The organism is Agrobacterium tumefaciens, from assembly GCF_031801495.1.
Lineage (GTDB): Bacteria > Pseudomonadota > Alphaproteobacteria > Rhizobiales > Rhizobiaceae > Agrobacterium > Agrobacterium tumefaciens_K.
The window spans coordinates 2,567,086-2,579,114 of record NZ_JAOEGC010000002.1 but is presented as its reverse complement, the minus strand read 5'-3'; the positions used below and the strand labels follow the sequence as shown (position 1 = coordinate 2,579,114).

The 12,029-nt window shown below is 58.4% G+C and carries 9 protein-coding genes; 7 read left to right on the top strand and 2 right to left on the bottom strand.

Annotated elements, in window-relative coordinates; genetic code table 11:
* Window positions 1-63 precede the first annotated feature (63 nt).
* A complete protein-coding gene (locus tag N7578_RS21830) occupies window positions 64-309 on the top strand; it encodes a hypothetical protein (protein ID WP_311112306.1) in 246 nt (81 codons plus the stop codon).
* On the opposite strand, the gene N7578_RS21825 is transcribed toward N7578_RS21830, so the two are convergent.
* On the bottom strand, window positions 306-2,069 hold the full coding sequence (locus N7578_RS21825; RefSeq protein ID WP_311112305.1) for a glucan ABC transporter ATP-binding protein/ permease: 1,764 nt from the start codon (window positions 2,067-2,069) through the stop codon (window positions 306-308). The genes N7578_RS21830 and N7578_RS21825 overlap by 4 nt on opposite strands.
* A gap of 385 nt (window positions 2,070-2,454) precedes the next feature.
* On the opposite strand from N7578_RS21825, the gene N7578_RS21820 reads away from it, so the two are divergent.
* The 6 genes from N7578_RS21820 (at window position 2,455) to N7578_RS21795 (ending at window position 11,024) form a co-directional block, all read left to right on the top strand.
* A complete protein-coding gene (locus N7578_RS21820; RefSeq protein ID WP_311112304.1) occupies window positions 2,455-3,144 on the top strand; it encodes a LuxR family transcriptional regulator in 690 nt (229 codons plus the stop codon).
* Between the two features lie 189 nt (window positions 3,145-3,333).
* A complete protein-coding gene (gene pyc, locus N7578_RS21815; protein WP_311112303.1) occupies window positions 3,334-6,795 on the top strand; it encodes a pyruvate carboxylase in 3,462 nt (1,153 codons plus the stop codon).
* 131 nt (window positions 6,796-6,926) lie between these two features.
* Entirely contained in the window at window positions 6,927-7,727 is an 801-nt protein-coding gene (locus tag N7578_RS21810; protein WP_311112302.1) for a DeoR/GlpR family DNA-binding transcription regulator, read from the top strand.
* 11 nt (window positions 7,728-7,738) lie between these two features.
* Window positions 7,739-8,929 carry an MFS transporter gene (locus N7578_RS21805; RefSeq protein ID WP_311112301.1) on the top strand — a complete coding sequence of 397 codons (1,191 nt, stop codon included), beginning with the start codon at window positions 7,739-7,741 and terminating at the stop codon, window positions 8,927-8,929.
* A 118-nt stretch (window positions 8,930-9,047) separates the two neighbouring features.
* The gene (gene ispG, locus N7578_RS21800) at window positions 9,048-10,298 is read left to right on the top strand and encodes a flavodoxin-dependent (E)-4-hydroxy-3-methylbut-2-enyl-diphosphate synthase (protein WP_311112300.1); all 1,251 of its coding nucleotides are present in this window, start codon (window positions 9,048-9,050) and stop codon (window positions 10,296-10,298) included.
* 66 nt (window positions 10,299-10,364) lie between these two features.
* A complete protein-coding gene (locus tag N7578_RS21795; protein ID WP_311112299.1) occupies window positions 10,365-11,024 on the top strand; it encodes an OmpA family protein in 660 nt (219 codons plus the stop codon).
* A gap of 36 nt (window positions 11,025-11,060) precedes the next feature.
* Here the strand turns inward: N7578_RS21795 and N7578_RS21790 are convergent, their stop codons facing one another.
* On the bottom strand, window positions 11,061-11,975 hold the full coding sequence (locus N7578_RS21790) for a farnesyl diphosphate synthase (RefSeq protein ID WP_311112298.1): 915 nt from the start codon (window positions 11,973-11,975) through the stop codon (window positions 11,061-11,063).
* Window positions 11,976-12,029: the final 54 nt, after the last annotated feature.

Genomic DNA, 12,029 nt, shown 5'->3' with positions numbered 1-12,029 from the left:
GGTGGTCGACAGTGCCTCCAGCTCAAGCCAAGCCCTACATTTGCTCTAAGGTAAAGTCGCGACGTGCCGTTCGCGGCAATCCGCCAAGTCTCGGTTTTACAAGCAAGACTTTGCGCCGGTGTGGCTGTGCGCAAGCGCGTCTTTTCTCGCGGGCAAAAGGCGCTGCCGCTCGTCAAATCCATGCGTCGGTCTTTTCTGAAAATCGGTCCCGGTTTTTCTGCCGATGCGCCCGTAGGCCATCAACAACAAAACGGGCGGACATTGCCTGTCCGCCCGTTCAATGGAAAGGATCTCGATTTGGGATGTTAAGAAGCAATTGCCTTCGGCTGGCCGTTGCCGCTTTCGTCCGTCAGCAGCCCGCTGGCGCGCAGCAGCGACGTGAAGCGTCCGCCACGCTGGCTCAGTTCATCGAACGTACCCTTTTCAATGATCCTGCCCTGATCGAGGAACAGCACGAGATCGGCGTCTCTGACCGTCGAGAGGCGGTGCGCAATGATGAATGTCGTACGATTCTTTCTAAGCGCATCCACTGCAGCCTTCACGCGAGCCTCGGTTTCTACATCGAGGGCGCTGGTCGCTTCGTCGAGGACGAGGATCGGTGCATTCTTGAGGATGGCGCGGGCGATAGCGATGCGCTGGCGCTCGCCTCCGGAAAGCCGGTTGCCGCGTTCTCCGACCTGCGTCAGATAACCGTTGATGCGGCTGTCGATGAAATCGGTGGCGGCCGCTGCTGCTGCTGCTTCAATGACTTCCGCATCGGTTGCCGACTCGCGACCAAGCCGGATGTTTTCCTTGATCGAGCGGTTGAGCAGTCCGGCGTCCTGGAAGACGGTTGCTATGGAATTTCTCAGCGACTGCTTGGTAACGGTCGAAATATCTGTTCCGTCGATCAGAATCTGGCCGGAGTTCGGGTCGTAGACACGCTGCAGGAGATTGATGAGCGTAGTCTTGCCGGCACCCGTCGGGCCTACGATCGCCACTGTTTCACCGGCCTTGGCGGTGAATGAAATGTCGTGAACGCCCTGCTTCGTATTGGCAAAACCGAAGTTGATGTTCCTGAATTCCACGGTGCCCGAAACGTTGGTCAGTTCACCGGCATTGCCCGGCTCTTCGCGTTCCTTCACGGAATCTTCCAGAACGAAGAAGTCTTCAAGCTTGGCGCGGGCCTCGAAAATCTGCGTCACGAACTGGCGCATCTGGTCCAGGCGGCCAATGAGCAGGTTTGCGAAGCCTATGAATGCAATGACATCGCCGACGCGTAGCTCGCCGTTCTTCACGAGAATGGTGCCGATGATGAGAATGATCATCATTGAAACGGTGGATGCCGTGCGGTTCAGCGCGCTGGCGAATGCCCACCAGTCGAGAACCGGATACTGGGCGCTCAGCAGCTTTTCCGTGAACGACTTCAGCGCTTTCGTTTCCGCTTCGATGCGGTTGTAGCTGTGCAGCACAGAAACGTTGCTGATGGAATCGCTGACATGCGCAAAAACGCTGTGATAATGTTCCTCGACGGACGCCTGACCGTCCTTCGTCCGGCCCATCACCCACTTGCCGATGAACCAATAGACGATGCCGAGGCCGATCAGCACGAAGCTGAGGCGGAGATCCATCGACATGGCGGTCGGCACCAGAAGCACGAGGGCCACGAATGTCGCCAGATGCGTACGCATGAATTCCAGCCAGAGGCCGAACAGCGTTTCGCTGGCGCGAAGCAATGTATGCAGGGCGTTCGAGGTTCCACGCTGGTGATGCCAGGACAGAGGCATGGAAATGATGCGTCCGAACGCCTCCGTCAGAAGCGTGGCGCGGCGGCCATGCGCCAACCTGTCAGCCTCGCGGGCGACGGCAACGTAAGCGACCGTGTTGAAAACGCCGAAACCTGCCCAAAGCGCAAGAATGGCCGTGACATCCGAGCCGGAGGAGATGGCGTCGATGATCCGCCCGAAAAGAACGGGTTCGGCGATGGTGATTGCGGCAAGAATGACGTTGGCAATGACGACGACCGTCACGCGCCATTTGTGGACGGTCAGATAGCGCAGAGCGCGCGTGTAAACCTGAAACAAAGTCAAATTTTCAATCCAATCCGGGCGTCTTTTGTCTAGCGGTTGATGGGCCGTTTTCCGAACCCTTGCGCTTGCGTAAAGCTGCGCAAGGCAGCGAAATCTCCTCGATTATCGCTCTTTCTGTCTGAATGGTGCCTTAACAAATATCTCCATGCCATTTGGTCGAGCAATCGCTGCACCAATGTCTGGAGTTGCCCTAACAAGATTTTGCGGTATCGTTTCAGTGATTGATAACGACGTTCTGCGCAATCTCCCTGTACCGGCGCCCGAGTAACATGACGTCACTGCGGGACCATGTCCATCAATCACCTGTCAACACGCGAAGCTTTGGGCATGCGTCTTTATGCATAGTATCGTTCATTTCATCTCCACATGCCATCAGATCGGAAACGTGGATGATGTCCGCTCGGAATTTACGGCTTTCCTTAAACAATACGGTTTTGAGTATTTTATTGTCAGCAGACGCATGGCCGGCGACCTCACGTCTGGTGGATACATCCTTGCTCAGAACCTGCCGGATGGCTGGTTGGACGTATATCGCGCCAAAAAGTATAGCCTCGTCGATCCGGTCAAAAAGCTGATCGGCATGGTGCACAAGCCGTTTCACTGGAAAGATGCGCTGGGTGAGCTGCCGCGGGCAATGCATCGAAAAAGGGCGGCCAGCTTTTTTCACGACGCCAGCCGCTACGGGCTGGAAGGTGGATACGCCTTTCCGGTTCACGGGCGGGCTGGATTTATCGGGGCGGTGTTCATCGGTGGGCAGGACAGGCAATTGAAGGCCATCGATATCGAACTGTTTGATTCTGCGATGCGCGCTGTGTTCTGGCGCTTGCTCGATCTTTCAGGTCAGGCCAACTCTATTCTCAATCTTCCTGAAATGTCCTCTCCGGAGTTGACGAAACGGGAAATGGAGGTGCTGACATTGATGGCTGACGGTATGACGTCGACGGAAATCGGGCGTAAACTGTCGATCTCCAGTCATACCGTCGACTGGTACATCAATGGAATACAGCGTCGCTTCAGCGCCAAAAACCGACAGCATACGATTGCTCTCGCTTTTCGGCGTGGCCTGCTTAGCTAACTTCGGTCTCTAAGCCACACCCTTGAGACGATGAAAGTTGGTTGAAGTTTTTCAATCGATTTAAAAATTCTATGCCCCCAGAGGGCCGGTGCAGTCGCTTCCGGCCGTAAATGGTCTTTCCAAGATCGTTTTTTGCTGCTTAATTTCGCGGTGCAGCAGAAAACTTCTTTTGTTTCTGGGGAGACAGTCTTGAAAATTTCGAAACTACTTGTCGCGAACCGCTCTGAAATAGCGATCCGTGTTTTCCGGGCAGCCAATGAGCTTGGAATAAAAACAGTCGCTATCTGGGCTGAGGAGGACAAGCTGTCGCTCCATCGTTTCAAGGCGGACGAGAGTTATCAGGTAGGACGTGGACCGCACCTTGCAAAAGACATGGGGCCGATTGAAAGCTATCTTTCGATCGAGGAGATCATTCGGGTTGCCAGACTGGCCGGCGCGGATGCCATCCACCCCGGTTACGGGCTCCTGTCGGAAAGCCCCGAATTTGTAGAGGCCTGCAACGAGGCAGGAATCATCTTCATTGGCCCGACTGCCGATACCATGCGCCAGCTCGGCAACAAGGTCGCCGCCCGCAATCTGGCGATTTCGGTTGGCGTTCCCGTTGTTCCCGCAACCGAACCGCTGCCTGACGATATGGCCGAAGTGGAGCGCATGGCCGAGGAGATCGGCTATCCGGTCATGCTCAAGGCCTCCTGGGGCGGTGGTGGCCGCGGCATGCGAGCCATCCGCAAGAAGGAAGACCTTGCCCGCGAGGTGACGGAAGCAAAGCGCGAGGCCAAGGCGGCGTTCGGCAAGGACGAGGTTTATCTGGAAAAGCTGGTTGAACGAGCCCGCCACGTCGAAAGTCAGATTCTTGGCGACACGAATGGGAATGTCGTTCACCTGTTCGAGCGCGATTGTTCGATCCAGCGCCGCAACCAGAAGGTCGTGGAGCGCGCTCCGGCACCTTATCTCAGTGAAGCGCAGCGTCAGGAACTTGCCAATTATTCGCTGAAGATCGCCGCTGCGACCAACTATATCGGGGCAGGCACCGTCGAATATCTGATGGATGCCGATACCGGCAAATTCTACTTCATCGAAGTCAATCCGCGCATCCAGGTGGAGCATACCGTGACCGAAGTGGTCACCGGTATCGATATCGTCAAGGCGCAGATCCATATCCTCGAGGGGGCCGCAATCGGTACGGCGGAATCGGGCGTTCCCAAGCAGGAAAACATTCGCCTCAACGGGCATGCGCTCCAGTGCCGCATCACCACCGAAGACCCCGAGCACAACTTCATTCCAGATTATGGCCGTATCACCGCCTATCGTTCGGCGTCGGGTTTCGGTATCCGTCTTGATGGCGGCACGTCCTACACGGGCGCGGTCATCACGCGGTATTACGATCCGCTGCTGGTCAAGGTGACCGCGTGGGCGCCGGGACCGGAAGAGGCGATCAGCCGCATGGATCGCGCCTTGCGCGAATTCCGCATCCGCGGCGTTGCCACGAACCTTACCTTCCTCGAAGCCATCATCGGCCATTCGAAGTTCCGCGATAATACCTATACGACGCGCTTCATCGATTCGACGCCCGAGTTGTTTGCGCAGGTCAAGCGGCAGGATCGCGCAACGAAGCTTCTGACCTATCTGGCCGACGTCACCGTCAACGGTCACCCGGAAACCAAGGGGCGTGCGAAGCCATCCGATAAGGCGGCCAAGCCGATCGTGCCTTACATCGACGCGCCGACGCCGGATGGTACGAAGCAGGTGCTCGACAAGCTTGGCCCGAAGGGCTTTTCGGAGTGGATGCGCAACGAAAAGCGTGTTCTCGTCACCGACACGACGATGCGCGACGGTCATCAGTCGCTGCTGGCGACACGTGTAAGAACCCATGACATTGCTGGTGTTGCGAGTACCTATGCGAAGGCGCTTCCACAGCTTCTGTCGCTCGAGTGCTGGGGTGGTGCGACATTCGACGTATCCATGCGCTTCCTGACGGAAGATCCATGGGAGCGCTTAGCGCTCATCCGTGAAGGTGCGCCGAACCTTCTGCTTCAGATGCTTCTGCGTGGCGCCAATGGCGTGGGCTACAAGAACTATCCCGACAACGTTGTGAAATACTTCGTTCGTCAGGCCGCCAAGGGCGGTATCGACCTGTTCCGTGTGTTCGACTGCCTGAACTGGGTCGAAAACATGCGCGTGTCGATGGATGCGATTGCCGAAGAGAACAAGCTCTGCGAAGCGGCGATCTGCTACACGGGCGATCTTCTCAATTCCGCGCGCCCGAAATACGACCTCAAATATTACACCGGGCTTGCCGCCGATCTCGAAAAGGCCGGTGCGCATATCATCGCCGTCAAGGACATGGCGGGTCTGCTGAAGCCTGCGGCGGCAAGAGTTCTGTTCAAGGCCTTGCGTGAGGCGACCAGTCTGCCGATCCACTTCCACACGCACGATACGTCCGGCATCTCTGCCGCGACGGTGCTTGCTGCCGTGGATGCCGGTGTGGATGCGGTGGATGCGGCCATGGACGCATTCTCCGGCAATACCTCGCAGCCGTGCCTGGGCTCCATCGTCGAAGCGCTTGCCGGTTCCGAACGCGATACGGGGCTGGATGCCGAATGGATCCGCCGCATTTCCTTCTATTGGGAGGCAGTTCGCAATCAGTACGCCGCCTTCGAAAGCGATCTCAAGGGACCGGCTTCGGAAGTCTATCTGCACGAAATGCCGGGCGGTCAGTTCACCAACCTCAAGGAGCAGGCCCGCTCGCTCGGCCTTGAAAGCCGCTGGCATGAGGTGGCGCAGGCCTATGCCGACGCCAACCAGATGTTCGGCGATATCGTCAAGGTCACGCCCTCCTCCAAGGTGGTGGGCGACATGGCATTGATGATGGTCAGTCAGGATCTGACGGTTTCCGACGTCGAAAACCCTGACAAGGAAGTCTCCTTCCCCGAATCGGTAGTTTCGATGCTGAAAGGCGATCTGGGCCAATCGCCGGGCGGCTGGCCGGAAGCGTTGCAGAAAAAGGCGCTGAAGGGCGATGCACCGTATACGGTGCGCCCTGGCTCGCTTCTGGCCGATGCCGATCTGGATGCGGAGCGCAAGGCGATCGAGACGAAGCTCGAGCGTTCGGTCGACGACTTCGAGTTCGCCTCCTATCTGATGTATCCGAAGGTGTTCACGGATTTTGCCCTGACGGCGGAAACCTATGGTCCGGTTTCGGTGCTGCCGACCCATGCCTATTTCTACGGGATGGAGGACGGTGAGGAACTGTTTGCTGACATCGAGCGCGGCAAGACGCTGGTGATCGTCAATCAGGCATCGTCCGGCACGGATGACAAGGGCATGGTGACGGTGTTCTTCGAGATCAACGGCCAGCCACGCCGTATCAAGGTTCCGGATCGTGCTCATGGCGCAACCGGTTCTGCCGTCCGTCGCAAGGCGGAGCCGGGCAACGCTGTCCATGTCGGCGCCCCGATGCCGGGTGTCATCAGCCGCGTCTTCGTGAGCCCGGGGCAGGCGGTGAAGGCAGGCGACGTGCTGCTCTCCATTGAGGCCATGAAAATGGAAACGGCGCTGCATGCCGAGCGGGAAGGGAAAATCGCAGAAGTCCTCGTCCGGCAGGGCGATCAGATCGATGCAAAGGATTTGCTGCTGGCTTACGCCGGTTAATCAGCAACCAGCGAATAGCGTTGAATTTGCACGGCGCCCGCCATTTTGGCGGGCGTTTTGCTGTTGCGCTTTCGGTAAAACTAAAATATGCGTGTTCTTGCACGTTTCTACATGTTTATCCGTGAAGCGATATGAACGAACATTTTGTCAGTGAGCGGCAGGCGCTCATCCTCGCGCGGTTGCGGCAAAGCGGCCGTGTGCTGGCGCAGACCCTTGCCGAAAGTTTCGGTGTTTCCGAAGATACCATCCGTCGTGATCTGCGCGAGATGGCGGGAAGGGGCGAGTGCCAGAGAGTCTATGGCGGAGCACTGCTTGCCGAGAGCAGCACTGTACCATTGAAGACGCGTATCGCTGAAGATGCCGACCGCAAGGCGCTTCTTGCCGCTGCGGTTGTACCGCTCCTTGAAGCCGGAATGGTTGTCTTTATCGATGCGGGATCCACCAATCTCGCGATTGCGCGTGCAATTCCGGTAGATGTGCCACTGACTGTGGTGACGAACACGCCTGCGATCGCTGCCGAGCTGACGGGCCGTACGGGGATCGATCTCGTTCTGATCGGCGGAAAGGTCGATCCGGCGGTTGGTGCCGCGATTGACGCCATGGCGCTGCGGCAGCTTGAACTCATGCGGCCGGACCTGTGCATTCTCGGCGTCTGCGGCATGAGCACTGAAACCGGCCTGTCGGCCGATGTGTTCGAGGACGCCGTTTTCAAAAGGCTGGCATGCAGTGCCAGCGAACGGGTCGTGGCCGCCATCACGACAGAAAAGCTTGGCCACAGGGCTGCATTTCATGTCCATGACCTTTCGCCAACGCTTTCGCTCGCGCTGGAGCGTGACATTGAACAGGAGACTGTCGATGTGCTTATGGCGCGCGGCGTAAATCTACGTTTTGCAGATACCTCCGCGGTGCCGATTGACCGCGTTCAAGCCTGAAGGATTTTTTGATGAACGGTCCTGCGACTTTTGCATCCACACCGGCACGCGCATCCTATTTCACGCGCAACCGGCTTGGCGTTTCGCTGCTGTTTTTGATGAACGGTTTCATGATGGGGTCATGGGCGCCGAAAATTCCCGAATTTTCGACCCGGCTCTCTTTGAGCGAAAGTGCGCTCGGTCTTGTCATTCTGGTGTTCGGTATCGGTTCGCTTCTGTTCATGCCGGTTGCCGGCTCGCAGATTGCCCGTTTCGGTTCGCGTACCGTTTCTCTGGCCGCAGCCGTTCTATTTCTGCCGACCCTGCTGTTCATCACCTGGGCGAATACGATCTGGGTGGGCGTTATTGCCGTTTTCCTGTTCGGCGGTCTGACAGGGGCGATGGACGTGGCCATGAACGCGAATGCGGTTGCTGTCGAACGCGACATGCGCCGTGCGATCATGTCGTCCTGCCATGCCTTCTGGAGCCTCGGAGGTCTGATCGGTGCCGGTTTCGGCGGATATCTCATCAACGCGATCGGCGCGAACGGACACGCGATCGCGTTGACGCTTGTTGCACTGGTGATGCTGGTCGTGGCCTGGCCCCGCGTTTTTGCTGACCGTCCGCATGCAGAAGAGGAACGTCCGAAGGGCGGCCTGCCGTTAACGCCGCTGCCATGGATCATAGGCCTGATGGCATTGTTCTCGATGATCCCGGAAGGTGCGATCCTTGATTGGGGTGCTCTTTATCTGCGCAACGAACTCGGCGCTTCCGTCTCGCAGTCCGGCTTTGCGTTCGCTGCGTTCTCCCTGACGATGGCCGTGATGCGATTTGCGGGTGATCTCGTCCGGGATCGTTTCGGTGCGGTCAACACTTTGCGTTTCTGTTCGACGATGTCGATCATCGGCTTGTTGACCGCCGGTCTTGCCGGAAACTCCACTCTTGCAATCATCGGCTTTGCCGTAGCGGGTATCGGTATTTCCAACATGGTGCCGATTGCCTTTTCGGCTGCCGGCAACATGCCGGGACTGGCGCCGGGGATCGGGCTGTCGGTCGTCACCACCATGGGTTATTCTGGGATTCTGGTTGCGCCGTCTGCTATCGGTTTCATCGCCGAACACACCGGTCTGGCCCTCGTCTTCGTCTGCCTGCCGTTGCTACATGTCGTGGTGCTGTTGCTTTCGAGGCTGGCGCGCCATGCCGATGGCGCAGGGCGGGAATAGCCGTCTCGAATTTTGCCACGATTGCGGTAAAGTAGAAGCACATGAGCGTTGGGTGTTGACAAGGCCTCACCCTTGTTTCACCTCAATAGCCAGATTTGCCGCAAGCCCAGAGACAAAAATGACGTCACACGCCGATTACGATCCGAAGCCCCGCCGCGCATCTGTCGCTGTGGATGTGGGTGGTGTCATCGTTGGAGGTGGTGCGCCCGTGGTCGTGCAATCCATGACCAATACCGATACTGCAGACATCGACGCCACTGTACAGCAGGTGGCGGCGCTGTCCCGGGCCGGATCGGAAATCGTCCGCATCACCGTCGATCGCGATGAAAGTGCTGCGGCCGTTCCGAAAATCCGTGATCGCCTGTTGCGGCTTGGTCTGGACGTCCCGCTGGTGGGTGACTTCCATTATATCGGCCACAAGCTGCTGGCCGATCACCCGGCCTGTGCCGAGGCGCTGGCGAAATATCGCATCAACCCGGGCAATGTCGGATTCAAGGACAAGAAGGACAAGCAGTTCGGCGATATCATCGAGATGGCGATCCGCTACGACAAGCCCGTACGCATCGGCGTCAACTGGGGGTCGCTCGATCAGGAACTGCTGACGACCCTGATGGACAAGAACAAGGAGGAGGGTTTTCCGCTCTCCGCCCGCCAAGTCACGCGCGAAGCCATCGTCCAGTCGGCGCTGATTTCTGCCGAGCTTGCCGAAGACATCGGTTTGCCGCGCAACCGCATCATCCTGTCGGCCAAGGTCAGCCAGGTGCAGGATCTGATCGCCGTCTATTCGATGCTGTCCGAACGTTCCGACCATGCGCTGCATCTTGGCCTGACCGAAGCGGGCATGGGTTCCAAGGGTATCGTCGCCTCGTCTGCGGCCATGGGCTATGTCCTGCAGCACGGCATCGGCGACACGATCCGCGTCTCTCTGACACCGGAGCCGAACGGTGACCGCACCCGCGAGGTGCAGGTGGCGCAGGAACTTTTGCAGGTCATGGGCTTCCGTCAGTTCATTCCGGTCGTGGCGGCTTGTCCCGGTTGCGGCCGTACCACGTCCACGGTGTTTCAGGAACTGGCGCAGAACATCCAGAACGACATTCGCAAGAACATGCCGGTCTGGCGGGAAAAATATCCAGGTGTCGAAGCGCTCAATGTTGCGGTCATGGGCTGTATCGTCAACGGTCCGGGCGAGAGCAAACATGCTGATATCGGCATTTCGCTGCCGGGAACCGGTGAAAGCCCGGCCGCACCTGTCTTCATCGATGGCGAGAAGGCGCTCACCCTGCGTGGCCCGAACATCGCTGGCGATTTCGAAGCGCTCGTGATCGACTACATCGAAAAGCGTTTTGGCCGAAAAGACGCGGCGGAGTAACGATGACCGTGAAAAGGCCGGAAATCCTCTTTCATACCTCCTGAACCACTCGGAGCATCAAAACACATGATCAAAAAAATCGCGATCGTTGCCGTCTGCGCGACATATCTTTCTGCCTGCACGACCACCGATCCCTATACCGGTGAGCAGAAGGTTTCCAACATGGCGGGTGGCGCGGGCATCGGCGCTGTCGCTGGTGCTATTGGTGGTCTTGCCATCGGCGGTGGCAACAAGGGTCGTAACGCCCTGATCGGTGCAGGCATCGGCGCATTGGCCGGTGGCGCGATCGGCGGCTATATGGACAACCAGGAAGCCGAACTTCGCCAGCAACTGCAGGGCACAGGCGTTTCCGTGACCCGTCGCGGCGACAGCATCGTCCTGAACATGCCATCGAACATTACCTTCGCGACCGATCAGGATCAGGTCATTCCGCCGTTCTATGCGACACTCGATTCCGTCGGGATCGTGCTGAACAAGTTCAACCGTACCCTGATCGACATCAATGGTCATACGGATTCGACGGGTAGCCTCCAGCACAATCAGGCGCTTTCGGAGCGTCGTGCGGCGTCTGTCGCCAACTACCTCGGCGCGCGCGGTGTTGACCAGCGCCGTATCTCGACCCTTGGCTTTGGCCCGTCGCAGCCGATCGCATCCAATGCGACGCCGGACGGCCGAGCGCAGAACCGCCGTGTAGAAGTGCTGATTTCACCGCTGACGCAGGGCTGATCTATCTCGGGAAAACGCTGAGCCGGAACGTCCGGCTCAGTTCTTGCGCTCGGCGATGAACCGCGCCGCGGCAATCAGGACATCGGCCTTGGCGCCATAGGGTGAAAGCAGTTCAGCTGCTTCCGTAACCTGCTCACGAAGTTTCTCGCGCGCCCAGGTTTCGCCACGCAGCGCAACCAGCGTGCCCTTGCCGCGAGCGGCATCCTTGCCCGTTGCCTTGCCCATGGTTGCCGCATCGGCCGTCAGATCCAGGAGATCGTCGGCAAGCTGGAAGGCCAGACCGATCTTTTCGCCGAAGACGCGCAACCTCTGCCGTTCCACCGTATCGCTTCCGGCGATGATGGCACCTGCCTCGCAGGCAAAACGGATGAGCGCACCGGTTTTCATCGCCTGCAAAGTGACGATACCGGCCTCATCGGGAGCCTGCTTTTCGGCCGCAAGGTCCAGCGCCTGCCCACCCGCCATACCGCCGATACCGGCGGCGCGCGCCAATGCCAGCACCAGAGCTGCCTTGCGATCGGCCTCAAGCGGATTGTCGTCGGACGCAATGATGTCGAATGCCTGCGTCAAAAGACTGTCGCCCGCGAGAATCGCCGTTGCTTCATCAAACTTGCGGTGGACCGTGGGTTGGCCACGACGCAGGTCGTCATTGTCCATCGCTGGCAGATCGTCATGGACGAGCGAATAACAATGCATGCATTCGAGTGCCGCGCCGACATGATGCGCCGCCTGTTCGTTGCCGCCGAGAAGGGCAGCACTTTCGATGACGAGGAACGGCCGCAGCCGTTTTCCGCCGTTCAGCACGCCATGGCGCATGGCGTCGAGAAGGTTCTGCGGGCGAGCGATCTCATCCGGGCGAACGTCGCTTGAAAGCAGGCGTTCCAGCAGAGCTTCGGTCTTTGCCGCGCTGTCGCGCAGCCGCGTTTCAAAAGTCGTCATAACAGCGTCCATATGGCGCTCTTTGGCATGCCACGCGGAGCCAGGCAAACCTTTTCGTGATTCCCT

What these genes read in the sequence shown, in the direction of transcription:
- N7578_RS21790 (WP_311112298.1), bottom strand. Translation starts at nt 11,975, where the DNA reads ATGGACGCTGTTATGACGACTTTTGAAACGCGGCTGCGCGACAGCGCG.
- N7578_RS21810 (WP_311112302.1), top strand. Translation starts at nt 6,927, where the DNA reads ATGAACGAACATTTTGTCAGTGAGCGGCAGGCGCTCATCCTCGCGCGG.
- N7578_RS21795 (WP_311112299.1), top strand. Translation starts at nt 10,365, where the DNA reads ATGATCAAAAAAATCGCGATCGTTGCCGTCTGCGCGACATATCTTTCT.
- ispG (WP_311112300.1), top strand. Translation starts at nt 9,048, where the DNA reads ATGACGTCACACGCCGATTACGATCCGAAGCCCCGCCGCGCATCTGTC.
- N7578_RS21805 (WP_311112301.1), top strand. Translation starts at nt 7,739, where the DNA reads ATGAACGGTCCTGCGACTTTTGCATCCACACCGGCACGCGCATCCTAT.